This is a genomic window from Pseudonocardia sulfidoxydans NBRC 16205 (genome assembly GCF_007989085.1).
In the GTDB taxonomy this organism is placed as follows: Bacteria; Actinomycetota; Actinomycetes; order Mycobacteriales; family Pseudonocardiaceae; genus Pseudonocardia; species Pseudonocardia sulfidoxydans.
The window spans coordinates 20,359-44,912 of sequence record NZ_BJVJ01000029.1; the positions used below are offsets into that span (position 1 = coordinate 20,359).

A 24,554-nucleotide genomic window follows, 5' to 3' on the forward strand; every position below is an offset into this window, starting at 1 on the left:
AGGAGCGCGTGGCACGCAGGGGCGGTGGTGTCGGCCCTGGTTTGCTGCGTGCCCTGATCGTCGTGGTCCTGGCGGGTCTGCTGGCGGCGTGCGTGAACGAGCCCGCGCCGCGGGTGGTCGCCCCGCCGCCCACGACGACCACGGCGCCGGCTCAGCCGGAGCCGACGACGGTGACGGTCGGTGTGGAGTCGATCGGCGCCGGGTTCAACCCGCACCTGTTGGCGCACCAGTCGCCGGTGACGACGGCGCTGGAGACGTTGGTGCTGCCGTCGGTGTTCCGCCCGGACGTCGACGGCACGCTGCGCCTGGACCGGACGGTCGCGACGAGCGCGCGGGTGACGTCGACGGATCCGTTCACGGTGAGCTACGAGCTCAACGTGGAGGCGTCGTGGACGTCGAACGCGCCGATCGCGGCGGAGGACTTCGTCTACCTGTGGGAGCGGATGCGCTCCGAGCCGGGGACGGTCGACGCGGCGGGCTACTCGTTGATCACGGACGTGCGGTCGCGAGCGGGTGGCAAGGCTGTCGACGTGGTGTTCTCGAGGCCGTACGACCATTGGCAGGAGCTGTTCTCGGGGCTGCTGCCCGCCCACATCCTGAAGGACGCACCCGGCTCGTGGACGGGCGCGCTCGCGGGCGGCCTGCCGGCGTCGGGCGGGCCGTTCCGGGTGGTCACGGTGGACCGGGCGCGCGGCGAGGTCGTGTTGGCGCGCAACGACCTGTACTGGGCGACGCCGGCCGGGCTGGACCGGATCGTGCTGCGCGCGGTGGACGACTCCACGATGGTCGACGAGCTGCGCTCGGGCGATCTCGACGCGGCGCTCCCGGAGGCGGACCCGACGGTGCGGCAGCTGCTCGCGGCGCTGGGTCCGACGGTGCGGACGCAGGACGCGCCGCTGCCCGTCGTGACGGGGCTGGGGTTCCGCTCGGACGTGGGGCCGTTGTCCGACGTGCGGGTGCGCCAGGCCGTGGCGGCGATGCTGGACCGGGACGCGTTGCGCGCGCAGGTGGCGCCGGGCTCGTCGGCGGCCGACGCGTTCGGGCTCGCGCCGTCGGAGACCGGGTACGCGTCGACGGCACCGGTGGGGGCGCCGGCGACGCCGAATCCCGCTGAGGCGCAACGGCTCATGCTGGCGGCGGGCTACGTGCGCGACGCGCAGGGCCGGTGGACGGTCGGTGGGCAGCCGTTGGAGATCGTGGTCGCGGCGGCGGCGGAGCGTCCGCAGGACGTGGAGCTCGCGCAGGCGGTGGCGATGCAGCTGACGGCGGGCGGGATCACCACGACGGTGCTGGCCCCGCCGGCGGCGGACCTGTTCGCCCAGCCCGACGTCCCGGCGACCCCGCCGACGACCGACCCCGCCGCCCCGGGCGCGACGGTGTCGGCAACGGGGTCGGCGCCGCCGACGACGTCGACCAGGTCGAGAACGACGACCCGGACGACCCCGCCGCCCACGACGACCACTCCGCCGACGAGCGGCGCCACGAGCACCACGCAGGCGCCCCCGACGGGCCGGGTCCGGGCCGACGTGATGGTCCTGCCGCGTCCCGTGGGTGGCGACGTCAGCGCCCGTTATGCCTCCGACTACGGCTGTCCCGTCGCGCTGCCGGGCGGCGCGACGGCGGCCACGAGCCCGACGCGGTTCTGCTTCCCGGCGCTGCAGTCCCTGCTCGACGGCCTGGTCGACGGCACCGCCGAGCCCGGGACGCAGGCCGTCGTGGAGAAGGTGCTGTGGGCGCAGCTGCCGGTGCTCCCGATCTACCAGCAGGTGTCCATGGTCGTGAGCACCACCGCGACGGACACGTCGACCGGGATCTCCCCGGGCCCCCTCCGCACGGGCCCGTTGACGGGCGCTCAACGCTGGACGGCGCCCCCGGGTTGAGCGGGTGAACGTCGAGGGCTAAGTTACCCGGCGGTAGCGCGCGCTGTCGCGGGCAGTCACCGGCCAATCACCCTTTGGTCACGATCATGCCGGTGTCCGTGACGAGGCAGAACGGGCTTCCTACCGTCCGGGGATACGCGGGTCCGCCCGAACATGGCGCGACCGGCGGTTGCTCGTCCGGGCGCCGCGGCGAACCCGCGGACCGGCAGCGTCAGCAGAGAGGCATGGAGTCGATGAGGAGATCGAGGACGGCCCTGTCGGCCATCGCGCTCACCGCGGTGGTCGGGATGGTCCTCACGGGGTGCAGCCAGAAGTCCAACACGGGGACGAGCGGGAGCGGTCAGGCCTCCGTCGGGTTCCCCGAGACCCAGGACCTGCCCCCGGTGGCGGGCAAACCCGGTGGGACGTTCCGGCTGGGCATCACGGAGCCGACGGCGATCGACCCGTACAACGCCCAGGAGTCCGAGGGCATCCTCGTCAACAAGGCGCTGTTCACCGGCCTGGTCAACGTCAAGCCCAACGGTGACGTCTACGACGGTGTGGCCTCGAAGTGGGAGCCCAACGCCGACTGCACGGCGTGGACGTTCACGCTCAAGCCGAACCAGACCTTCTCCAACGGTGAACCCGTCGACTCCGCGGCGTTCAAGCGTGGCTGGGAGCGCACCTCGGCCAAGGACTCGGGCTCCGACGTCGCCTACCACCTCAACGAGGTCAAGGGCTTCGACGAGATGCAGGCCGGCTCCGCGACGACGCTCTCGGGCGTCGACGCGACCGACCCGGCGAGCCTGAAGGTCGCCCTGTCCAAGCCCGACTGCGAGTTCAACCTGCGCACCGCGGCCCCGCCGCTCGCCCCGGTCCCGACCGTCGCGGGCGCTGCCGACAACAAGACCTACAACGACCAGCCCATCGGCAACGGCCCGTTCAAGATGGACGGCCCGTGGCAGCACGACCGCGGAATCAAGCTGGTCCGCAACGACACCTACGGCGCCGGCCCGAAGGCGAACCTCGACGCCGTCGAGATCACCATCACCCCGGCCGACACCGGCATCCAGGCCGAGTACGACGGCTTCAACAACGGCCAGTTCGACTGGGCCCGCGTCCCGACGCCGCTGCTGTCGCAGGCGCGTTCGGCGCAGGAGCCCAAGAACCAGTGGATCTCCAAGAAGACGGCGGGCATCAACTACCTGCTCGTCTCGGTGACCACCAAGCCGCTCGACACCGCCGACGCCCGCAAGGCTATCTCGATGGCGATCGACCGGGCCGCGATCACCCAGGGCGTGTTCCAGGGCTCGCAGGTCCCCGCCGACGCGTTCGTACCGGCCTCGTTCACCAAGGTCTACCAGCCGGGTGTCTGCGAGGCGTGCAAGTACGACGTCGACGAGGCGAAGAACCTGGCGCAGAAGGCCGGCCTGACCCCCGGCACCGAGGTGAACTTCCAGTTCAACACCGGTGGTGGCCACGAGGAGTGGACCGCGGCGGTCAAGCAGCAGCTCGAGACGAACCTGGGCCTGAAGGTGAACTACTCGGGCGTGCCGTTCCGCGACCTGCTGGTCAACGAGCAGCAGCCCGACGCCAGCGGCCTGTTCCGCGCCGGCTGGACCGCCGACTACCCGACGGCCGGCAACTTCCTCACGCCGCTGCTGTCGACCGCGGCGATCGGTGCCGCCACGCCGCAGGACGTCGCCGTCGGTGACAACCGTGGCCGCTACAGCAACCCGCAGTTCGACGACCTGCTCGCCAAGGCCGCCGCGACCCAGGACGAGGCCGAGCGCGACGACTTCTACAAGCAGGCCGAGAAGATCGCGATCGGTGACGACCTGGCGCTGATCCCGCTGTTCGCCCGCCAGCAGTTCCGGATGGCCAACACCGCGACGTTCGGCAACGTCCGCATGGACTTCTGGGAGAACCCGACGCTGTCGGAGATCACGCTCAAGTGACCGTCAGGGGTGGTTCCCGGCCCGTGACCCGGGCCGGGAACCGCCTCCCCGTGCGTCGAAAGCCGGTTACATGGCTCGCTTCATCGTGCGGCGACTGGTCCAGGCCGTCCTGGTCATCCTCGCCGCCACCTTCCTGATCTTCCTGGCCACCTTCGCGCTCGGCGACCCCTTCGCGTCGTCGGGGGAGAAGGCGGTCCCCCCGGACATCGCGCAGGCCAACCGCGAGAAGTTCGGCCTCGACAAGCCGCTGCCGCTGCAGTACCTGATCTACGTCGGCAACATGGTCCGCGGCGACTTCGGGATCGACTACGACCAGCACCGGCCGGTGTCGCAGCTGCTCGAGGCGGCGGTGCCCAATACGGTGCGGCTCGCGATCGTCGCGATCATCATCGACATCCTGATCGGCGTCATCGCCGGCGTCATCGCCGCCGTGAAGCGCTACTCGTTCTGGGACGTCCTGGTCACCGTGATCGCGACGCTCGCCATCGGCATCCCCGTGTTCGTCATCGGCGTCGTGCTCGTCGCCAACGTCTCGGGATGGGGTCCTTTCCCCTCGGTCCCACGAAGTTTCACGGTCCAGGTCCCCTGGTACCAGGAGGTGCTGCTGCCGGCGTTCACGCTCGCGATCATCGACGCGGCGTTCATCGCCCGGCTCATGCGCGGATCGATGCTCGAGGTGCTGCGCGCCGACTACATCCGCACCGCGCGGGCCAAGGGCCTGTCCGAGCGGACCGTCATCGGCAAGCACGCCATGCGCAACTCGATGATCCCCGTCGTCACCTACGTCGGCGTGTCGCTCGGCGTGCTGTTCGGCGGCGCGATCATCACCGAGACGATCTTCCAGTACAACGGCGTCGGATATCTGTTGTCGAGAGCGATCGTGAACAGCAACGCCCCGATCATCATCGCGGTCGTCGTGTTCAGCGTCGTCGCGTACGTGCTGATCAGCATGCTCGTCGACATCCTCTACGCCTTTCTCGACCCGCGGATCCGGCTCAGCTGAGCCGGCAGCGGTGCTGAGCGACCTGAAGAGGGCGGTCCCACCACATGACCACACCGACCTCAGCCGGGGGATCCCCGGCCGACGCCGACGCCACGAGCAGCGGACTGGTGCTGCCCGGGGCCGACGCCGCGGCGGGCGGCACCACCGTGCCGCTGGCCGCGCGCGGGTCCGGGCAGCTCGCCGACATCCGGCGGCGGTTCGTCCGCAACCGGCTCGCGATGGTCGGGCTCGCGATCGTGACCGTACTGATCGTGCTCGCGATCATCGGCCCGTACGTGACGCCCTACGACGCGTTCGAGCAGAACCTCGCCAACACGCTGCAGCCGCCGAGCGCCGACCACTGGTTCGGCACCGACGTCCTGGGCCGTGACCTGTTCTCCGGGATCGTCTACGGCTGCCGGCTGGCCATCCTCGTCGGCCTGCTCACCGTGGCGTTCTCGCTGCTCATCGGCCTCACCCTGGGTGCGGTCGCCGGGTTCAAGGGCGGCGCCTGGGACGGGATCATCGCGCGCTTCATCGACGTCTTCCTGGCGTTCCCGCCGCTCGTCGGCGCGATCGTCATCGTCCGGGCCGTCGGCGGCGGCGTCACCCCGGTGATCGTCGCGCTCGTCGCGCTGGGCTGGATGACGACGGCGCGGCTCACCCGCGGTCAGGTCCTGGCCCTGCGCGAGGCCGAGTACGTCGAGGCGGCCCGGTCGATCGGCGCGGACAACCGGCGCATCGTCATGCGCCACGTCCTGCCCAACGCCATCGCGCCCGTGCTCGTCTACGCGTTCACCAACATCGGCGTCGTCATCGTCGCCATGGCCTCGCTGTCCTACCTGGGCATCGGGGTGCCGCCGGACGTGCCGGAATGGGGCCGGCTGATCTCGCAGGCCACGCCGTTCCTGCGGGTCGAGGGCAAGGCCCACCTGTGGCTCGCCCCGGCGCTGGCCATCGCGATCACGACGCTCGGGTTCGCGTTCGTCGCCGACGGCATGCGCGACTCGCTCGACCCGAAGCTGCGGGGAGGCAACTGATGGCGCGCGACGAGAACGCCGGCGCTGCGGCCACGCGGGCGCAGCACCTGCTCGAGGTGCAGGACCTGCGCGTCCACTTCCAGACCGGGGGAGGCGTCGTCAAGGCCGTCGACGGCGTCAGCTGGCACGTCGACGCCGGGGAGACCCTCGCGATCGTCGGCGAGTCCGGATCGGGCAAGTCCGTCTCCGCGATGACCCTGCTCGGGCTGGTGCCAAGCCCGCCCGCGACCTTCCCCAGCGGCCGTGTGCTGCTGGAGGGCCGTTCGCTGCTCGACATGCCCGATCAGCAGCAGCGCCGCCTGCGCGGCAAGGACATCGCGATGATCTTCCAGGACCCGCTCACCGCGCTGAACCCCGTGTTCCGCGTCGGGGAGCAGATCGCCGAGATGATCCGCGCCCACCAGAGCGTCGGGAAGTCGGCCGCGAAGAGCCGGGCCGTCGAACTGCTCGCCGAGGTCGGCATTCCCGACCCGCGGCTGCGCGCCACGCAGTTCCCGCACGAGTTCTCCGGCGGCATGCGCCAGCGCGCCATGATCGCGATGGCCCTGGCCAACGACCCCAAGGTCCTCATCGCCGACGAGCCCACCACCGCGCTCGACGTCACCGTGCAGGCGCAGATCATGAGCCTGCTGGAGAAGCTGCAGGCCGAACGCGACACCGCGATCGTGCTCATCACCCACGACCTCGGCCTCGTCGCCGCCCACGCCGACCGGATCATGGTCATGTACGCGGGCCGGGTCGTCGAGGAGGGCAGCAACGACGAGATCTTCACCGCGCCCCGGCACGCCTACACCCACGGCCTGCTGTCGAGCCTGACGCGGATGGACCACGCCCGGCCGGAGAAGCTCGAACCCATCCCCGGCCAGCCGCCCAACCTCGCCCGCGTCCCGCAGGGATGTGCCTTCCACCCGCGCTGCCCCTTCGCCACCGACGCCTGCCGCGCCGAGGTCCCCCTGCTCGTGCCCACGAGCCCGGGCGCGGCGCACCGGCACGCCTGCGTGCACCCCGACGAGGTCGCGGTCGCCCACGAACGGCCCCGCGAACCCGCACCCGTCGTCACCGCCGACACCCCCGTCGACGAACGCCCCCCCATGCTGGAGGTGCGCGAGCTCGTCAAGCACTTCCCGATCAAGGTCGGCACCTTCGTCAAGCGGACCGTCGGCGAGGTGAAGGCCGTCGACGGCGTGACCCTCGACATCACCGAGGGCTCCACGTTGTCGCTGGTCGGGGAGTCGGGCTGCGGGAAGTCGACGGCCGCGCGGGCCATCCTGCGGCTGCACGAACCCACCAGCGGCACCATCGAGCTCGGTGGCGTCGACGTCACCGGCCTGTCACAGACGAAGCTGCGTGCGGCCCGTCGCGACATGCAGATCGTCTTCCAGGACCCTTACGCGTCGCTCAACCCGCGCATGACGGTCCGCCAGATCCTCACCGAGAAGTACGAGCTGCTCGGCGGGCAGGTCACGTCGTCGACGATCCCCGACCTGCTCGAGACCGTCGGGCTCGCGCCCGAGTACGCCGACCGCTACCCGCACGAGTTCTCCGGCGGGCAGCGCCAACGCGTCGGCATCGCCCGGGCCATCGCGCTCAACCCGAAGTTCGTGGTGCTCGACGAGCCCGTCTCCGCCCTCGACGTCTCCATCCAGGCGCAGGTGCTGAACCTGCTGGAGGAGCTGCAGCAGGAGTTCGGGCTCACCTACCTGTTCATCGCCCACGACCTGTCGGTGGTGCGCCACATCTCCGACCGGGTCGCGGTCATGTACCTGGGCGGGATCGTCGAGATCGCGGATCGAGACGCCCTGTTCGAGCGGCCCCACCACCCGTACACGCAGGCGCTCATCTCGGCCGTGCCGATCCCCGACCCGGCCGTCGAGCGCTCGCGGGAGCGGATCGTGCTCACCGGCGACGTGCCCAACCCGGCCAACCCGCCCTCGGGCTGCCGGTTCCGGACACGCTGCTGGAAGCACCTGCAGCTCTCCGACGACGACAAGCGCCGCTGCATCGAGGAGCCCCCGACCCTGCAGCCCGCCTCCGGCTCCGACCGCCACCAGGTGTCGTGCCACTTCGCGGGCGAACGCGAGGTCCTGCGCGGCTGAGCCCCGCTCCGGGGCGCGGCCACCACCCGAACGAACGGCACAGTCGCGCAACTGAGTTGCGCGACTGTGCCGTTCGTGACGTGGGCCGGGGCGGCGAACTGCCGTGACCCCTGCGATATTGGCGCCGTGACCGCTTCCCGACGGCTCGTCCTCGTGCACGCCCATCCCGACGACGAGACCCTCGCAACGGGCGGAGTGATCGCCCGCTACGCCGCCGACCCGGACACCGACGTCACCGTCGTGACCTGCACCCTCGGCGAGGAGGGCGAGGTCATCCCCGCCGAGCTGGCCGAGCTCGCCCCCGACCGCGCCGACCAGCTGGGCGGCTACCGCATCGGTGAGCTGGCCCGCGCGATCGAGGCGCTGGGCGGGCCGCGGCACCTCTACCTCGGCGGCGTGGGCCGGTTCCGCGACTCCGGGATGGCGCTGGCCGGCGACGGCGGGGTCCGCGCCACCGCCCGCGCCGACCTGCACCCCCGTGCCTTCGCCGACCCCGCGAAGCTCGCTGAGGAGATCGACATTCTGGTGGAGCTGCTCACCGATCTGCAGCCCCAGGTCGTCGTCACCTACGCCGACGACGGCGGCTACGGCCACCCCGACCACGTCCGCGCCCACGAGATCACCGTGGCCGCGGCGGCGCGGGTGGCGTCGGTGGCGAAGGTCTACTTCGTCGTCCGGGGGCGGTCCACGTTGGACGCCGGGCTCGCCGGGCTGGCCGCGGAGGCGGGCATGCCGTACCGGATGCCCGGCCCGGGGGAGCTGCCGTCGGTGCCCGACGAGACGATCACGACGCGGATCGACTGCACCGCACAGCGCGCCGCCCGCATCGCCGCGATCCGGGCCCACGTCACGCAGGCCTACCTGTGGGAGAAGGAAGACGGGCTGGTGGCGTACGCGATGAGCAACGACGTCGCGCAGCCGCTGATCGACGTCGAGGAGTTCGTCCTCGCCGGTGCGCCCGTGGGCCTGTCGGAGACGGACCTGTTCTCCGGTGTCGAGTCGGAGGGGGTCGGCCGGTGAAGGTCGTGACGCTCGTCCTCATCCTGTTGTGCTCGGTGCTGCTCGCGGTGTTCGAGCTGGTCCTGCAGCCGCTCCACGCCGGGTCGGTGCCCGTTCCTGCGGGGACGATCGTCGCGATCGTGACGATGCCGTGGCTGGTCCGCGGCGCCGGTGCGGAGTTCGGGTCGGCCGCCGCGGCGGGCCTGCCGATCGTGGCGTTCGTCCTCACCCTCGGCGTCCTGGGCACCGTCGCCCCGGGTGGCGACGTCATGCTCCCCGCGACGTGGCAGTCCGGTCTGCTGGCGATCGCGGGCATCGGCGCGGGGCTGGTGGCGTTGCGCGGCATCGTGATGCGACCGGGCACGCCGTGATGGCCGAGCCCATTTCCGACGCCGCTGTCGTCGCGGTCCTGCGGCCCTTCGTGCGGGCCGCCCGCCCGGTCCTCGCCGGGCTCCGCGACGCCGACCCCTTCGGCCTGCGGGTCCGCCCCGCGCGGGAGGCCGACGCCGACCGTGATCTGCGTGACAAGCTCCTCGACGGCCTCGCGAAGGTGAAGGTGCCGGGAACGGCACGGTGGGCGTCGATGAGCGTCCAGGACCGGTGCGAGTGGTGGGTGTACCGCGTCGGGCGGGTGACGACGATCGCCGCCGCGGTCCCGGGGCTGGGCGGCGCGTTGGCGCGGAGCCTGCCGGTGTCGTCGACGGTCGGGGCGGCGGGGCAGGGGCTGCTGCTCGTCGCGATCGCCGGGGAGCACGGTGTCGACGACGAGAACGAGGTCATCGCGCTGCTGGGGCACATCCTGTTCGAGCGGGACCTCGCCCCGCGCACCGCCGACGCGCAGGCCGACGCGGCCGCCGACGCCCGCGCCGACGAGATGACCGGCGACCTGCGCGACGACGACGGCCGGTCCACGGCGCGGCGGGTCACGACGGCGCTGTGGCGGATGGGCCGGGCGCTCTACGCGGTGGAGGACGAGCTCGACAAGCGCCCCCACGGCCGCTTCTACCACGACGCGGTCGGTCTGCTGCCCGGCGTCGGGGCCGTCGGCAAGTACTTCGGGGAGTGGTCGGGGCTCAAGCGGGCGTCGAAGAAGGCGCACCGCCGGCTGGCCGCGCACCGCTGAGGGCGCGCAACCTCACTGCTGCGAAACCGCTCGCGGAGGACCGTGAGGTTGCGCGCGGTTGTTCGGCTCGAGCCCGCGGCGGCCGGGGAACGGTCAGGCCGGGACCAGGTAGTGGTAGCGGTGGTGCTCCGTGGTCCCCAGCGACGCCCAGAAGGCCAGGCCGCCGGGGTCGGCCGTCGACACCTGCAGGACGAGCCAGCGGGCGCCGTGTTCCAGCCCCCAGCGGGCGGCTCCCGCGACGAGCGCGGTGCCGACGCCGCTGCGGCGGGCCGCGGGGGCGACGGCGAGCCGGGAGACGTGCAGGTGGTCGTCGACGACGGCGAGCCGGACGACCCCGGAGAGGTCGCCGGTGCTCCCGAACCCGAGGTGCGCGATCCGGGTCCCGGCCGAGGCGAGGACGTGCCGTTGGGCCGGTGTCGGGGACGACCCGAGTACGAGGTCCCACCAGCCGTCGGCCGGGGAGTCGCGGACCGGCAGCGGCGCGTCGGTGGCCAGGGCCTCGCAGGCCGCGACCTGCGTCGACACCTCGGGGCCGGGCTGGTGGGCGGCGTCGGGCACCCAGCCCTCGGCGCGGACGGCGCGCGACCACGGCGACCCGACGGGTGCGAGCACGCGCGGCGCGATGCCGTGCTCCTCGGCGAACCCGCGGACGATCGAGAGCGCCGCCGCGGTGCCGACCCCCGGGTCACCGACCGCGACGGCGGCGTTGGCGCGGCCGCTGAACCCGCCCGCGGCCCGCAGCCGCCACGCCCCGAGCGGCCGGTCGACCAGGGCGGGCCAGGCGTCGGCACAGAGGTTCTGCAGGCGTGCGACGTCGGTCCAGGGCGCCCGGCGGGGCACGGCGGGGGGCACCTCCCGGACGGCGACGACGGCGTCGCGGGCCACGACGACGTCGCCCCGGCGGGTGGCGACGACCACGGTCGCGACCCCGTCGCGGACGCCGCCGTCGGACAGCGTGCCGACGGCGTCGGTGTAGAGGGGGCGGCCGTCGCGCTCGCCGACGTGGTGTCGCAGCGCGACCCGTGAGCCGACGAGCGGGTCGAGCGCGGCGCGGCCGGGTGGTGCCGGTGGGGGCGCGTCGGTCATGGTGAGGCAATCCTCTCCCCACGGGTGACGAGGCCGCCGGGTTACTGTGGCAGCCGGATCGTCGCCCACCCTGGGACGATCAGTGCGGCAAGGGATACTGGCAGCAGTCTTGCTGTCCCGAGTGGAGGACTTCGAAGTGACCTACGTCATCGCCGAGCCATGCGTCGACCTGCTCGACAAGGCGTGCATCGAAGAGTGTCCCGTGGACTGCATCTACGAGGGTGGCCGGCAGATGTACATCCACCCCGACGAGTGCGTCGATTGCGGCGCCTGCGAGCCGGTCTGCCCGGTCGAGGCCATCTACTACGAGGACGACGTCCCCGAGCAGTGGGGCGCCTACCAGAAGGCGAACGCCGAGTTCTTCGACGAGCTCGGGTCGCCGGGCGGCGCGTCGAAGGTCGGCAAGGTCGCGCGTGACGCGGGCCCGGCCCTCACGTTGCCGCCCCAGTCGCACGACGAGTGAGCTCCGCGGGGACGGTCGACCGGACCGGCCTGCCGGACTTCCCCTGGGACTCGCTCGCGGGCGACCAGGAGCTGGCGCGGGCGCACCCCGGCGGGATCGTGGACCTGTCGATCGGTACGCCGGTCGACCCGGTCCCGGCCGTGGTGCGTGCCGCGCTGACCGGTCCTGCCGCCGACATCCCGGGATACCCGACGACCTACGGGCCCGCGTCGCTGCGTGAGGCGATCGCGGACTCCCTGAGCAGGCGGTTCGGCATCACCGGGGCCGACCCGGCTGCCGTGCTGCCCACGATCGGCTCGAAGGAGCTGATCGCGTGGCTGCCGACGCTGCTGGGCCTCGGCGCGGGTGACCTCGTCGTGATCCCGGAGCTGGCCTACCCGACGTACGAGGTCGGGGCGCGGCTCGCGGGTGCCGATTTCGTCCGTTCCGACGGTCTGCTCGGCATCGGACCGCGCCGGACGGGCCTGGTGTGGCTGAACTCACCGTCGAACCCGACGGGCCGGGTGCTGCCCGTCGACCATCTGCGCAAGGTGGTCGCGTGGGCACGTGAGCGGGGCGCGGTCGTCGCGTCCGACGAGTGCTATCTGGGCCTGCCCGGCGTGGCCGATCCGGCGCCGACCTCGGTGCTGCACCCCGACGTGTGCGACGGCGACCACACCGGCCTGCTGGCGGTGCACTCGCTGTCGAAGACGTCGAACCTGGCCGGGTACCGGGCGGCGTTCGTCGCGGGGGACCGGGCGCTGGTGTCGCGGCTGCTGGAGATCCGCAAGCACGCCGGACTGATCGTGCCGCATCCCGTGCAGGCGGCGATGGCGGCGGCGGTGGCCGACGACGCGCACGTCGACGCGCAGCGCGCGATCTACGACGCGCGCCGGGTCCGGTTGCGGGCGGCGCTGGAGTCGCGCGGGATGCGCATCGAGCACTCCGAGGCGGGCCTGTACCTGTGGGCCACCGAGGGGCGTCCGGGCCGCGACACCGTGCACGGCCTGGCCGAACAGGGTGTCCTCGTGGCGCCGGGCGAGTTCTACGGCCCGGCGGGCGACGAGTTCGTCCGCGTCGCACTGAGCGCGAGCGACGAGCGGATCGACGCCGCCGTGGAGCGCCTGTCGCGGTGAGACGGTCGGGGTGAACGTCGCCGGACCCGCCACGAAGCGGGCGGGTGCGGGGGTCGTCCTGCTGGGCGTTCTCGCGGTCGCGGCCAACCTGCGGGCGTCGCTGGCCGGATACCCGCCGCTGATCGAGAGCGTCCGTACCGACCTCGGGATCGGCGCGGGAGCGGCCGGCCTCGTGCAGTCGGGCGCCATCCTGATGATGGCCCTCGGGTCGTTCGTCGGGCCGGCGGTGAGCGCGCGTACCGGGCGGGAACGCGGGCTGGGCTGGTCGGTCGCGCTGATCGCGGTGGGCAGCCTGCTGCGCGCGGTGCCGACGCTGCCGACGCTCGTCGTCGCGAGCCTGCTGATCGGGCTGGGCATCGGCCTGGCCGGGGTGCAGCTGACGGGCGTCGTGAAGCACCACCTGGCCGACCGGGCCGGGGCGGTGACCGGCGGCTACGTCGTGTCGATGATGGTGGGCGCGACCGTCGCGTCGGCCATCGCGGTGCCGCTCGCCGTCGGCCTCGGCGGCTGGTCCTGGTCGATGGCGGTGTGGACGGTTCCGGCGGTACTGGCCTTCGTCGTCTGGATGCCCATCGCCGGGCGCATCGCCGAACCGGCGACGGCCGCGCCGCGGCTCGCGCTGCCGTGGCGGGACGCGTTCGCCCGGCGCTGCGCCTGCTACCAGGCGGGCACGTCGACGATGTTCTACGGCTGGATCACCTGGCTGGCGCCCTACTACGAGGGCCAGGGCTGGAGCCCGCAGCGGGCCGGGATCCTGCTCGCGGCGTGGAGCATCACCCAGATTCCCGCCGCACTGCTGGTCCCGGCGCTGGCCGAACGGCGCCGTCGGTGGCGGTTCTGGGCGACGACGACGGTCACCTGCGGGATCGCGGGCACGCTGGGCGCGATGCTGCTGCCGCAGCCGCCCGGGGTGGGGCCGTGGGCCTGGGCGGTGCTGATGGGTGTCGGGATGGGCGCCGGGTTCCCGCTGGGCCTGGCCGTCATCGCCTGGCGGACCCCCGACGGGCACGCCAGCGCCGCGGTGAGCGGGCTCGCCCTCGGTGTGGGCTACGTGGCCGCGGGCCTCGCCCCGCTGCTCATGGGACTGCTCATCGACGTCACCGACGGCTACCGGGCGGCGATCGCCGTCCTCGTCGCCGGTGGTCTGCTGCAGGCGGGCGCGATCTGGCGGATCGGCGACGAACCGCGGTCCCGCGTGCTCAGCTCGACGCCGGACGGCCCAGCGTCGCGGCCCGGTCCCTGACCGCGACCCACGCGGCCCACCACTCGGCGCGCTTGGCCTCGGCGCGGTGCCGTTCCCGCTCGACCAGCCGCCCGGCGACGAACACCACGTGGGCGTCGAGCTCACCGGCGGCGTCGGGGTGCTCGCCGAGCCGGTCGAGCAGCTCCCGGATGCGCTGTTCGGCGACGCAGGCGTCCTGGTGGTCGCCGAGGACCTCCTGCAGGTCGGCCGTCGCCGCCATGAGCCGCTTGACCTGCTTGCCCTGCGCGGTGCCGCGCAGGCTGGGCTCGACCAGCTCACCGGTGTAGCGGACCCGCTTGCCCAGGATGCGCAGCGCGTGCAGCGTCTCGTCCTCGGGATCGGGGCCGGCCTTCCTCACCGCACTCGCGAGCTTGCGGGCCTCGGTGCGGACGAGGTCGATCAGGGCGGGCTGCTGCTGCATGGCCGACGGCGTCGGCAGCGGCAGCCGCACCGCGTCGGCGATGCGTTCCAGCAGCGCGCTGTAGCGGGGGGCGTCGAGCGCGGAGAGCATCTCGGCGCGGGCCTCGTCGTGCTCGCGCTCCAGCTCGGCGACGAGGACCTGGCCCGCCTCCTCCTCGGCGGCCGGCAGCGTCGCCACCTCACCGCGCAGCCGCAGCAGCATCACGTCGAGGTCGCGGACCGGGCCCAGCGCACCGCCCAGCCAGCCCAGCTCGCCGCGCAGCGCGTCGGCCCACTGGGCGTCGAGCAGCGGGCGGGCCGACCGCAGCGCGGCCCGCATCCGGCGCACCGAGACCCGCATCTGGTGCAGGTCCTCGATGTCCTCGCCGCTGCGGGTCCCGGGGTCGTGCGCGATCAGGGCGCGCAGCCGGGTGTCGAGCGCGACGCGGACGTGGTGCACCGGCGAGTCGCCGGGGGCGGCGACCAGCGGGTTCTGCGTTTCGAGGACGTGGGTGACGTCGGTGCGGACCCGCGGGGCGGGACGCGTGGGAGCGGGCGACACGGGGTGCAACCTTAGGGCAGCAGGGTGACCGGACCGGACATGCCGCCGCTCACACGTTCAGTTGGCGTGCAGGGCCGCGTTCAACGTGATGCCCTCGCCGGTGCGCAGCAGCGCCTCGACCGCACCGGTCTGCGAGTTGCGGCGGAACAGCAGCCCGTCCTGCCCCGACAGCTCGCGCGCCGCGGTGACCGTGCCGTCGGGCAGCGACACCTTCGTGCCCGCGGTGATGTAGAGCCCGGACTCGACGACACAGTCGGCGCCCAACGAGATGCCGATGCCCGCGTTGGCGCCGATCAGGCAGCGTTCGCCGACGGAGATGACCTGCTTGCCGCCACCGGAGAGGGTGCCCATGGTCGACGCGCCGCCGCCCAGGTCCGCGCCCTCGCCGAGGACGACGCCCGCGGAGATGCGGCCCTCGACCATCGACGCGCCCAGCGTGCCGGCGTTGTAGTTGACGAAGCCCTCGTGCATGACCGTGGTGCCCTCGGCCAGGTGCGCGCCCAGGCGCACGCGGTCGGCGTCGGCGATCCGCACCCCCGGCGGGACGATGTAGTCGACCATCCGCGGGAACTTGTCCACGCTGTACACGGTGACGGGGCCGCGGGCGCGCAGCCGGGCGCGGACCGCCTCGAAGCCCTTGGGCATGCACGGCCCGTGGTTGGTCCACACGACGTTGGCGAGCAGCCCGAACACGCCTTCGAGGTTGACCTCGTGCGGGCGCACCAGCCGCCACGACAGCAGGTGCAGCCGCAGGTAGACGTCGGCGGCGTCGACGGGCGCGTCGGCCAGCGACCCGATCGTCGTCCGCACGATCGTGACGGTGACGCCGCGGGCGTCGTCGTCGCCAGCGGCGGGGGACAGGTCGGCGGTCGCGTCGGGGGCGTCCGCACCCAGCGCCGGGGCCGGGTACCAGACGTCGAGGACGGTCCCGTCGCTGGTGACGGTGGCCAGGCCCGTGCCGGACGCGCTCTCGGTGCGGAATGCGGTGCTCACCCCCCAACGGTAGCCGCTCGTCGGTGGTGCGCCCCACCCCGCCGGGTACCGTCCCTGCGCGTGACGACCACCGCACCCGCCCTCGACCTCACCGCCGATCCCGTCGAGCTCACGGCCGCGCTCGTCGACGTCCCGAGCGTCTCCGGCGACGAGGGCGCGCTGGCCGGCGCGATCGAGCACGCGCTGCGGACGCAGGCCCCGCACCTGGAGGTCGTCCGGTCGGGGGCGTCGGTGCTGGCGCGGACGAACCTGGGCCGGCCGCGGCGGGTGCTGCTGGCCGGGCACATCGACACCGTCCCGATCGCCGGCAACGTTCCCTCCCGCCGCGACGGCGACACGCTCTTCGGCTGCGGGACGTCGGACATGAAGGCCGGCGACGCCGTCATCGCCCACCTGGCCGTGACGCTCACCGAGCCGGCGCATGACCTGACGGTCGTGTTCTACGACTGCGAGGAGATCGAGGCGGCCCGCAACGGGCTGGGCCGCATCGAGCGGGAGCTGCCCGAGTGGCTGCGCGCCGACCTCGCGATCCTGGGCGAACCCACCGACGGCATGGTCGAGGCCGGCTGCCAGGGCACGCTGCGGGCGGAGGTCCGCACCATGGGACGACGCGCGCACTCGGCCCGGTCCTGGCTGGGGGACAACGCGATCCACCGCGCCGGACAGGTGCTGTCCCGGCTCGCGGCCTACCGCCCGCGCCGCGTCGACATCGACGGCTGCGAGTACCGCGAGGGCCTGCAGGCGGTGAAGGTCACCGGCGGCGTCGCGGGCAACGTCGTGCCCGACGAGGCCGTCGTCACCGTCAACTTCCGCTTCGCCCCCGACCGCTCCGCCGACCAGGCCGTCGCCCACGTCCGGGAGGTCCTCGACGGGTTCGACGTCGAGGTCACCGATCTCTCGCCCGGTGCGCTGCCCGGGCTCGCGGCCCCCGCGGCACAGGAGTTCCTCGCCGCCACCGGGGCGACGCCGCGGGCCAAGTACGGCTGGACCGACGTCTCCCGGTTCGCCGCGCTGGGCGTCCCGGCGATCAACTACGGCCCCGGCGACCCCAACCTCGCCCACACCCGCGAGGAGCACGTCGACGTCGCGAGGATCCGTGAGGCGACCGAGGTCCTCCGTCGATTTCTCACAGGCTGACCCGCGTTCACCTGCCCGTCGCCACGTCGTCGATCGCGCGGGGCCGCGCGTCCGTATCGTGGTCTGATGACAGCAAGTGGGGGTCGTCGACCCGAGGAGAAGCAGCGCGGCCCGGTGGTGCTGCGCCGGGAGCACCGCAACGAAGCCACCACCACCGACCAGCGACTTCTCGACTCGCGCGGCCCGTCCGACTGGGTGCACACCGACCCCTGGCGGGTGCTGCGCATCCAGGCCGAGTTCGTCGAGGGCTTCGGCGCCCTCGCCGAGGTGCCGCGCGCGGTCACCGTGTTCGGGTCGGCCCGCACCCCGCGCGACCACCCCGAGTACGAGCAGGGGATGCGACTCGGCGCGGCGTTGGCCGACAACGGTTTCGCGGTCATCACCGGCGGCGGGCCCGGGGTCATGGAGGCCGCCAACCGGGGCTGCAACGAGGCGGGCGGCTTCTCCGTCGGCCTCGGCATCGAGCTGCCGTTCGAGCAGGGCCTCAACGACTGGGTCGACCTCGGCATCAACTTCCGCTACTTCTTCGCGCGCAAGACGATGTTCGTGAAGTACTCGCAGGCGTTCGTGTGCCTGCCGGGCGGGTTCGGCACCCTCGACGAGCTGTTCGAGGCGCTCACCCTGGTGCAGACGAAGAAGGTCACGAAGTTCCCCGTCGTCCTGCTGGGCAGGGCGTACTGGCAGGGCCTCTACGACTGGATCTCCGGGCCCGTCCTCGAGAGCGGCAAGATCGGGGAGAAGGACCTGGCGCTGCTGCACGTCACCGACGACGTCGACGATGCCGTCAAGGTGGTGCACGAGGCGTACCGGGCGTGGGAGGACGCGCACTGATGGCGGCCCCGCACCTGGAGGAACCGAGCGGCGCACGGTTCAGCGTCGCCGTCTACTGCGCGTCGTCGCTCGCGGTCCCGGCGCACTACCTCGACCTGGCGACCGACGTCGGCAGCGGCCTCGCCGCCCGCGGCTGGGACCTGGTTTCCGGCGGCGGGCGCGTCTCGATGATGGGGGCGGTCGCCGTGGCGGCGCGGGCGGGCGGGTCGCGCACCCTCGGGGTGATCCCGCGCTCGCTCGTCGACCGGGAGGTGGCCGACACCGCGGCCGACGAGCTCGTCGTCACCGACACGATGCGCGAGCGCAAGGCGCTCATGGAGGCCCACGCGGGCGCGTTCCTGGCGTTGCCGGGCGGCATCGGCACGTGCGAGGAGCTGTTCGAGGTCTGGACGGCCGCGACGCTCGGCATGCACGACAAGCCGGTCGTCCTGCTCGACCCGGACGGTCACTGGGACGGGCTGCTCGACTGGGTCCGCGGGCTGGTCGACCGCGGGTTCGCGAGCGGCGCCGCGGTCGAGCGGCTGATCGTCGCCACGAAGGTGACGGAGGCGCTGGACGCCTGCGCCCCGCGTCACGACGTGACAGCATCGATGTCGTGACGATCGACGGTGTCCGCGACCGCTCCGTGCTGCGCTTCGGCACCCGACCGGTCGCGGGGGACCGGGCGCTGGTGATGGCCATCGTGAACCGGACCCCGGACTCGTTCTACGACCGCGGCGCCACCTTCACCGACGACGCCGCGATGGCCGCCGTCGACCGGGCGGTCGCCGAGGGTGCCGACGTCATCGACATCGGCGGGGTCAAGGCGGGACCCGGCCCGGACGTCGACGTCGACGAGGAGGTGCGTCGCGTCGTCCCGTTCGTGGTGGCCGTCCGCGACCGCCATCCCGACGTCGTGATCAGCGTCGACACGTGGCGCGGGGAGGTCGGGCGGCTCGCCGTCGCGGAGGGCGCCGACCTGCTCAACGACACCTGGAGCGGCGCCGACCCCGCCCTCGCCGAGGTCGCGGCCGCGACCGGCGCGGGCATCGTGTGCTCGCACACGGGCAAGGCGGTGCCGCGGCTGCGCCCGCACCGGGTGCGCTACGCCGACGTCGTCACCGACGTGATCGACGAGGTCACCGGGCAGGCGGAGCGGCTCGTCGCGATGGGTGTGCCGCGGGAGGGCATCCTGGTCGACCCGACGCACGACTTCGGCAAGAACACCTTCCACGGCCTGGCCCTGCTGCGCCGGCTCGACGAGCTGGTCGCGACGGGGTGGCCGGTGCTGATGGCGTTGTCGAACAAGGACTTCGTCGGGGAGACGCTCGGTGTCGCGGAGGTGACGGAGCGGCTGGAGGGCACGCTCGCGGCCACCGCGCTCGCGGCGGCGGCGGGGGCGCGGATGTTCCGGGCGCACGAGGTCGCGGCGACCCGGCGCGTCGTCGAGATGGTCGCGGCGATCGCGGGGACACGGCCGCCCGCACGTACCGTGCGAGCCCTGGCATGAGCGACGACTGGTTCTCCCGGCGCACCTGGCAGCGGCCGCCGTGGACCGTCGACGAGCTGGTCGCTGCCAAGGCCGGCCGACGGGTCTCCGTCGTTCTCCCGGCCCTCGACGAGGAGGCGACCGTCGGTGGGGTCGTCACCGCGATCGCGCCGCTGGCCCAGGGCCCGGATCCGCTGGTCGACGAGCTCGTCGTCATGGACTCGGGGTCGACGGACCGCACCGCGGCGGTCGCGGCGGCGGCGGGCGCGCGCGTCGTCGCCCGCACCGATGTGCTCGGCGACCTGACGCCGGTCGCGGGGAAGGGCGAGGTGCTCTGGCGCTCGCTCGCCGCGACCACCGGCGACGTCCTGTGCTTCATCGACTCCGACCTCGTCGACGTCGACCCCGCGTTCGTCCCCGCGCTGCTCGGGCCGCTGCTGGCCGAGGACGGCGTCGGGCTGGTCAAGGGCTTCTACCGACGGCCCTTGCGTCTCGAGGTCGGCGACGCCCAGGCGTTGGACCACGGCGGTGGCCGCGTTACCGAACTGGTCGCCCGGCCCCTGCTCGCGGCGCTGCGCCCGCCGCTGACGGCCGTCGTCCAGCCTCTCGGCGGCGAGTACGCCGCCACCCGGGACCTGCTGGAGACGCTGCCCTTCGCCACCGACTACGGCGTCGAGATCGGGCTGCTCATCGACACCCTCGACGCCCAGGGCATGGACGCGATCGCGCAGGTCAACCTCGGTGTGCGCAAGCACCGCAACCGGTCGCTGCTGCAGCTCGGGGCGATGGCGCGCCAGATCACCGCGACGGCGCTGCGACGTTCGGCCGCGCACGACAGCGGCGCCCCGCTCGTGCAGTTCGTGCAGGTCGACGGGGAGTGGGTCCCACAGCCGCGGGAGATCACCGGGATCGAACGGCCACCCATGAGGGAGGTGCGCGATGCTGCCCGTCGGGGGCCCGTGGTGTGATGCAGGACTATGGGAACCGCGCTGATCTACCTGCTGGTGGTCGTCGTGGTGGCCGCTGTCGTCTACGCGCTCGCGGTCGCGGTGTTCGGTCGCGGCGAGGAGCTGCCCCCGCTGCCGGAGGGGGAGACGCCGACGCGGCTGCCCGTGGGCCGCGTCTCGGGTGCCGACGTGCGGGCGCTGCGGATCCCGCAGGCCGTCCGCGGCTACCGGATGGTCGAGGTCGACTGGGTGCTCGACCGGCTGGCCGGTGAGGTCGAACGGCTGGGCTCCGAGCGCGACGAGCTGGAGGCCCGGCTGCGCGCGGTCGAGGGCGACGAGCAGGCCCCGGCCGACACCCCGACCGGTGGGTGGGTGCGTCCCGACGGCGAGGACGCGGGACGGCACAGCCGTGCCGCCGGAACCGGGCCCGAGGCCGATGCGGAGACCGGGTCCGAGGCCGATCCCGACGCCCCGGCCGCGGCGTGGACCCCGGAACCACCGGCACCCGGGGCGGGCCGCCGGATGAACGGGCAGGCCGACGGGTCTGCCGTCGGCGCGGGCAGGCCGGGCGGCGCGCACCGCGCCCAGGAACCGACGTGAGCGCCGAGCTGGTCGTCGAGCTCGACGTCGCCGCCCCCGCGGAACTGGTGTGGGACACCGTCATGGACTGGCCGCGGCAGGGCGACTGGATCCTCGCCACCCGCGTCGAGGTCACCGCGGGCGACGGCCGGTCCGTCGGGTCCCGGGTGAGCGCGGTGACGGGCGTCGGGCCGCTGGGCGTCGTCGACACGATGGTCGTCACGGAGTGGACGGAGCAGCGCCCCTCGGGGCCGTTCCGGTGCGTGGTCGACCACACCGGCAAGGTCGTGCGCGGCGACGGCGTGTTCGAGGTCGTCGACCGCGGGCCCGGGCGTTGCCGCTTCCGTTGGGTCGAACGGCTCGACCTCCCGCTCGGTGCGCTGGGCCGCCTCGGCTGGCCGGTGGTGCGCCCGGCGATGCGGGCCGGCGTCGCGCACTCCATGGGGCGCATGGCCCGCGAGTGCGAGCAGCGTCACCGGTCGGGGTCGGGCGCATGACGGTCCCTACCGACGAGCGGCTGCGGTGCGGATGGGCCACCTCGGCGCCCGACTACGTCGCCTACCACGACGACGAGTGGGGCACCCCGCTGCGCGGCACCACCGCGATGTACGAGCGGCTGAGCCTCGAGGGGTTCCAGTCGGGGCTGTCGTGGCTGGTCATCCTCCGCAAGCGGGAGACGTTCCGCGCCGCGTTCGAGGGCTTCGACCCCGCCGCGGTGGCCGAGTTCGGCGACGCCGACGTCGAGCGGCTGCTCGGCGACCCGGGGATCGTCCGCAACCGGCGCAAGATCGAGGCCACGATCGCCAACGCCCGCGCGGTGCTCGACCTCGACACCCCGCTCGACGATCTGCTGTGGGGCTTCGCACCCGACGCGACGGCACGGCAGCGGCCGGCGACACTGGCCGACGTCCCCGCGACGACGCCCGAGTCGGTGGCGATGGCGAAGGAGCTCAAGCGTCGCGGGTTCCGCTTCGTGGGCCCGACGACGTGCTACGCGCTGATGCAGGCCACCGGCCTCGTCGACGACCACGTCGCGACGTGCTGGCGGGCCGCCGGGGTTTGACGACGGTCACGCGACGTCGCCGCCCGGTCGCGGACCGTCGGCGTCCACTCGCGACAGAGGTGTCCGTCGTGGTCGGGCGAGGTGCGCGGTCGGCGCGTCCAGGCGCCGTTGATCGCTCCGGTTGTGCTCCCGACGGGGCCATGGGGGAGAATGGGCCGCAGCATCCCCGCCCGTGCGCTGCTCCCCATGCGCACCGGCCCTGGACGAGAGTGACGGAGGGAGCAGGAGATGGCGGCGATGAAGCCCCGGACCGGCGACGGTCCCCTCGAGGTGACCAAGGAGGGCCGGGGCATCGTGATGCGTGTACCGCTCGAGGGCGGTGGACGTCTCGTCGTGGAGATGACCCCTGACGAGGCGGCCGATCTCGGTGAGGCTTTGAAGGCAGCGTCCGGCTGATCCCGCCGTCCCCGGTGGCTGGGTCCGCCGCCGGGGACGTGCGGAGCCCGGGTCAGGCCGGGGCGGCCACGGCGCCCCGCGCCGGCAGTGTCCCGGGACCGGTGTGTCCGGAGGTCGACGCGAGGGCGTCGACCTCCGTCGTGTGTGCGCCGAGCGTGACGAGCTCGATGGAGACCTCCCCGCAGGCGCACCGGCGGTAGCGAACCCAGCCCTCCGACGTCGGGTGCGTCGACAGCACCCGCGCCTCCGTGCCCGGCCATCCACAACGCGTGCAGCGCGGTTCCACGCCAACTCCTCTGTAATATGCGTCTTGAGTTCGTTCCTTACGACAACAGGGTAGCAGGTGTAAGAGGCCAGTGGACTTCATCGGTTACAAGAGTGACGCACTCGGCGCAGCCGTCGCGCTCGTGAACGCTGTGACCGCCGAACCGGACGGCGACGCCGACACCCCGCCCGAGCAGTCCGGCCGGCGGCTGCGCGACCTGCTCGTCGAGCACCGCTACCTCGCCGCCCGCGCCCCCGCCTCCGCCGAGCCTGCCCTGCGCGCGTGGGCGCGGCGGCTGCGCACCGTCTTCGACGCGACCTCCTCCTCCGAGGGCGCATGCTCCGCGCTCGACGTCACCGCCGTCGCCGTCAACGCCCTGCTCGCCGACGTCCAGATCGGCCCGCACCTGTCCGACCACGACGGTCAGGGATGGCACTTCCACTACGCCCCGCCCGAGGCCTCGCTCGTCGAACGGGTCCGGTCCACCACGGCCTTCGCCGTCGCGATGCTGGTGTCGGAGTACGGCGTCGACCGGCACGGCGTGTGCGCGGCCGAGGGCTGCCGGCGCGTCTACGCCGACACCTCCCGCAACGCGGCCCGGCGCTACTGCTCACCGGCCTGCGCCAACCGCGCCGCCGTGGCCGCGCACCGGGCCCGCGCGAAGCTCAAGGCCGGCGCGGGAGAGCCGTGACACCCACGCCGAGTGACGTGGGACTGGTGCCGACCATGATCGAACCAGTCTCCTGCCGAACTCGGCGGGGACCACGCGGGGGCCCGTTCAGGGGCGCAGGGACCGGTAGATCGCGACGGTCCGATCCGCCGCCTGACCCCAGGAGAACTCCCGCACCGCGCGCTCCCGACCCGCCGCGCCCATCGCCGCCGCCCGGTCCGGGTCGGCCAGCAGCTCGTTGACCGCCGACGCCAGCCCCGCGCGGAAGGTGTCGACGTCGTGCTCGTCGAAGTGCACCAGGAGCCCCGTCCGGCCGTCGGCCACGACCTCGGGGATGCCGCCCACGTCGGACGCCACGACCGCCGTCCCGCACGCCATCGCCTCGAGGTTCACGATGCCCAGCGGCTCGTAGACCGACGGGCACACGAACACCGTCGCCGCCGAGAGCAGCTGGCGGATCTCCGTCGTCGCCAGCATCCGGCGCACCCAGACCACGCCGGGCCGCGCCTCCTGCAGCTCGGCGACGGCCTTCTCGGTCTCCTCGGCGATCTCCCGGGTGTCCGGGGCGCCCGCGCACAGCACGATCTGGGCGTCCGCGCCGATGGCGTGCGCCGCCGCGACGAGATGCCCCAGCCCCTTCTGCCGCGTGATCCGCCCGACGAACACGACGCTCGGCCGGCCGGGATCCACCCCGGCCTCGACGACCGCGTCACGACGCGCGTCCGGCCGGTAGAACTCGGTGTCGATCCCGTTGTGCACCACGTGCACCCGGGCCGGATCGAGGCTCGGGTAGCAGTCCAGCACGTCGGCGCGCATGCCGTCGCTCACGGCGATGACGGCGTCGGCGGCCTCGTAGGCGGTGCGCTCCACCCACGACGACAGCCGGTAGCCCCCGCCGAGCTGCTCGGCCTTCCACGGCCGCCGCGGCTCCAGCGAATGCGCCGTCACCACGTGCGGGACGCCGTGCAGCACCTTGGTCAGGTGCCCGGCCATGTTCGCGTACCAGGTGTGGGAGTGGGCCAGATCCACGCCGGGCATCGAGGCGACCATCGACAGGTCGACCCCGATCGTCTGCAACGCCGGGTTGGACCCGGCCAGCGCGTCGGGCACCGGGTGGGCGGTCACCCCGGGCGCGTCGCGCGCCGGATCACCGAAGCAGTGCACGTCGACGTCGACGAGCCCGCGCAGGGCGGGCACGAGGTGCTCCACATGGACACCCGCGCCCCCGTAGACGTCGGGCGGGTACTCGCGGGTGAGCAGTCCGATGCGCACGAGCGCAG

Annotated in this window: 26 protein-coding genes; 21 read left to right on the forward strand and 5 right to left on the reverse strand. The window is 73.3% G+C overall.

The window, feature by feature from the left end; all coding sequences use genetic code 11:
* Positions 1-8: 8 nt before the first annotated feature.
* The 8 genes from PSU4_RS15475 to PSU4_RS15510 all read left to right on the forward strand — a co-directional run bounded on the left by PSU4_RS15475 (position 9) and on the right by PSU4_RS15510 (position 10,057).
* A complete protein-coding gene (locus PSU4_RS15475) occupies positions 9-1,880 on the forward strand; it encodes an ABC transporter family substrate-binding protein (RefSeq protein WP_147108530.1) in 1,872 nt (623 codons plus the stop codon).
* A 233-nt stretch (positions 1,881-2,113) separates the two neighbouring features.
* Entirely contained in the window at positions 2,114-3,817 is a 1,704-nt protein-coding gene (locus PSU4_RS15480) for a peptide ABC transporter substrate-binding protein (RefSeq protein ID WP_147108533.1), read from the forward strand.
* Between the two features lie 70 nt (positions 3,818-3,887).
* On the forward strand, positions 3,888-4,820 hold the full coding sequence (locus PSU4_RS15485; protein WP_147108537.1) for an ABC transporter permease: 933 nt from the start codon (positions 3,888-3,890) through the stop codon (positions 4,818-4,820).
* A 44-nt stretch (positions 4,821-4,864) separates the two neighbouring features.
* Positions 4,865-5,839 (forward strand): ABC transporter permease, encoded by a 975-nt coding sequence (locus PSU4_RS15490; RefSeq protein ID WP_147108539.1) that lies wholly within the window; start codon positions 4,865-4,867, stop codon positions 5,837-5,839.
* Positions 5,839-7,935 carry an ABC transporter ATP-binding protein gene (locus tag PSU4_RS32790; RefSeq protein ID WP_147108542.1) on the forward strand — a complete coding sequence of 699 codons (2,097 nt, stop codon included), beginning with the start codon at positions 5,839-5,841 and terminating at the stop codon, positions 7,933-7,935. Before PSU4_RS15490 ends, PSU4_RS32790 begins: the two co-directional genes overlap by 1 nt.
* Before the next feature lie 126 nt (positions 7,936-8,061).
* Positions 8,062-8,955 carry an N-acetyl-1-D-myo-inositol-2-amino-2-deoxy-alpha-D-glucopyranoside deacetylase gene (gene mshB / locus PSU4_RS15500; protein WP_147108545.1) on the forward strand — a complete coding sequence of 298 codons (894 nt, stop codon included), beginning with the start codon at positions 8,062-8,064 and terminating at the stop codon, positions 8,953-8,955.
* The gene (locus PSU4_RS15505; protein WP_147108548.1) at positions 8,952-9,305 is read left to right on the forward strand and encodes a hypothetical protein; all 354 of its coding nucleotides are present in this window, start codon (positions 8,952-8,954) and stop codon (positions 9,303-9,305) included. The genes mshB and PSU4_RS15505 overlap by 4 nt, the downstream gene beginning before the upstream one ends.
* Positions 9,305-10,057: a hypothetical protein gene (locus tag PSU4_RS15510; RefSeq protein ID WP_147108551.1), complete on the forward strand. Its 753-nt coding sequence runs from the start codon at positions 9,305-9,307 to the stop codon at positions 10,055-10,057. The genes PSU4_RS15505 and PSU4_RS15510 overlap by 1 nt, the downstream gene beginning before the upstream one ends.
* 93 nt (positions 10,058-10,150) lie before the next feature.
* On the opposite strand, the gene PSU4_RS15515 is transcribed toward PSU4_RS15510, so the two are convergent.
* Positions 10,151-11,143: a GNAT family N-acetyltransferase gene (locus tag PSU4_RS15515; RefSeq protein WP_222596271.1), complete on the reverse strand. Its 993-nt coding sequence runs from the start codon at positions 11,141-11,143 to the stop codon at positions 10,151-10,153.
* Positions 11,144-11,279: 136 nt separating this feature from the next.
* Between PSU4_RS15515 and fdxA the strand changes: the two genes are divergently transcribed.
* The 3 genes from fdxA to PSU4_RS15530 are packed head-to-tail and all read left to right on the forward strand — an operon-like array spanning position 11,280 to position 13,964.
* Complete coding sequence (gene fdxA, locus PSU4_RS15520; RefSeq protein ID WP_147108555.1) at positions 11,280-11,606, forward strand: ferredoxin; 327 nt, start codon at positions 11,280-11,282, stop codon at positions 11,604-11,606.
* Entirely contained in the window at positions 11,603-12,721 is a 1,119-nt protein-coding gene (dapC, locus tag PSU4_RS15525) for a succinyldiaminopimelate transaminase (protein WP_147108558.1), read from the forward strand. Before fdxA ends, dapC begins: the two co-directional genes overlap by 4 nt.
* 10 nt (positions 12,722-12,731) lie before the next feature.
* Positions 12,732-13,964: an MFS transporter gene (locus PSU4_RS15530; protein ID WP_147108561.1), complete on the forward strand. Its 1,233-nt coding sequence runs from the start codon at positions 12,732-12,734 to the stop codon at positions 13,962-13,964.
* Here the strand turns inward: PSU4_RS15530 and PSU4_RS15535 are convergent.
* Together PSU4_RS15535 and dapD are read right to left on the reverse strand one after the other, a co-directional pair.
* Positions 13,921-14,925, reverse strand: a complete 1,005-nt coding sequence (locus PSU4_RS15535) for a CHAD domain-containing protein (protein ID WP_147108564.1) — start codon at positions 14,923-14,925, stop codon at positions 13,921-13,923. The genes PSU4_RS15530 and PSU4_RS15535 overlap by 44 nt on opposite strands.
* 57 nt (positions 14,926-14,982) lie before the next feature.
* Positions 14,983-15,918, reverse strand: coding sequence for a 2,3,4,5-tetrahydropyridine-2,6-dicarboxylate N-succinyltransferase (dapD, locus tag PSU4_RS15540; protein ID WP_147108567.1), 936 nt, complete (start codon positions 15,916-15,918; stop codon positions 14,983-14,985).
* Between the two features lie 60 nt (positions 15,919-15,978).
* Here dapD and dapE point away from each other — a divergent pair, with 60 nt between their 5' ends.
* From dapE to PSU4_RS15585, 9 genes are all read left to right on the forward strand, one after another.
* Positions 15,979-17,055: a succinyl-diaminopimelate desuccinylase gene (dapE, locus tag PSU4_RS15545; RefSeq protein WP_147108570.1), complete on the forward strand. Its 1,077-nt coding sequence runs from the start codon at positions 15,979-15,981 to the stop codon at positions 17,053-17,055.
* A 66-nt stretch (positions 17,056-17,121) separates the two neighbouring features.
* Positions 17,122-17,886, forward strand: a complete 765-nt coding sequence (locus PSU4_RS15550; protein WP_147108573.1) for an LOG family protein — start codon at positions 17,122-17,124, stop codon at positions 17,884-17,886.
* Positions 17,886-18,485, forward strand: a complete 600-nt coding sequence (locus PSU4_RS15555) for an LOG family protein (RefSeq protein WP_147108576.1) — start codon at positions 17,886-17,888, stop codon at positions 18,483-18,485. The genes PSU4_RS15550 and PSU4_RS15555 overlap by 1 nt, the downstream gene beginning before the upstream one ends.
* Positions 18,486-18,559: 74 nt before the next feature.
* The gene (folP, locus tag PSU4_RS15560; protein WP_147108656.1) at positions 18,560-19,375 is read left to right on the forward strand and encodes a dihydropteroate synthase; all 816 of its coding nucleotides are present in this window, start codon (positions 18,560-18,562) and stop codon (positions 19,373-19,375) included.
* Complete coding sequence (locus tag PSU4_RS15565; protein WP_147108578.1) at positions 19,372-20,322, forward strand: glucosyl-3-phosphoglycerate synthase; 951 nt, start codon at positions 19,372-19,374, stop codon at positions 20,320-20,322. Before folP ends, PSU4_RS15565 begins: the two co-directional genes overlap by 4 nt.
* A gap of 9 nt (positions 20,323-20,331) precedes the next feature.
* Positions 20,332-20,901, forward strand: coding sequence for a DivIVA domain-containing protein (locus tag PSU4_RS32895; protein ID WP_222596272.1), 570 nt, complete (start codon positions 20,332-20,334; stop codon positions 20,899-20,901).
* Complete coding sequence (locus PSU4_RS15575) at positions 20,898-21,377, forward strand: SRPBCC family protein (protein ID WP_147108581.1); 480 nt, start codon at positions 20,898-20,900, stop codon at positions 21,375-21,377. The genes PSU4_RS32895 and PSU4_RS15575 overlap by 4 nt, the downstream gene beginning before the upstream one ends.
* Complete coding sequence (locus tag PSU4_RS15580) at positions 21,374-21,943, forward strand: DNA-3-methyladenine glycosylase I (protein ID WP_147108584.1); 570 nt, start codon at positions 21,374-21,376, stop codon at positions 21,941-21,943. Before PSU4_RS15575 ends, PSU4_RS15580 begins: the two co-directional genes overlap by 4 nt.
* Positions 21,944-22,171: 228 nt before the next feature.
* On the forward strand, positions 22,172-22,339 hold the full coding sequence (locus tag PSU4_RS15585; protein WP_098961542.1) for a DUF3117 domain-containing protein: 168 nt from the start codon (positions 22,172-22,174) through the stop codon (positions 22,337-22,339).
* A 52-nt stretch (positions 22,340-22,391) separates the two neighbouring features.
* Here the strand turns inward: PSU4_RS15585 and PSU4_RS15590 are convergent, their stop codons facing one another.
* Positions 22,392-22,577, reverse strand: coding sequence for a hypothetical protein (locus PSU4_RS15590; RefSeq protein ID WP_186816977.1), 186 nt, complete (start codon positions 22,575-22,577; stop codon positions 22,392-22,394).
* A gap of 118 nt (positions 22,578-22,695) precedes the next feature.
* Here PSU4_RS15590 and PSU4_RS15595 point away from each other — a divergent pair, with 118 nt between their 5' ends.
* Positions 22,696-23,295 carry a CGNR zinc finger domain-containing protein gene (locus PSU4_RS15595; protein WP_147108590.1) on the forward strand — a complete coding sequence of 200 codons (600 nt, stop codon included), beginning with the start codon at positions 22,696-22,698 and terminating at the stop codon, positions 23,293-23,295.
* 87 nt (positions 23,296-23,382) lie between these two features.
* On the opposite strand, the gene glgA is transcribed toward PSU4_RS15595, so the two are convergent.
* Positions 23,383-24,546 (reverse strand): glycogen synthase, encoded by a 1,164-nt coding sequence (gene glgA, locus PSU4_RS15600; RefSeq protein ID WP_147108591.1) that lies wholly within the window; start codon positions 24,544-24,546, stop codon positions 23,383-23,385.
* Positions 24,547-24,554: the final 8 nt, after the last annotated feature.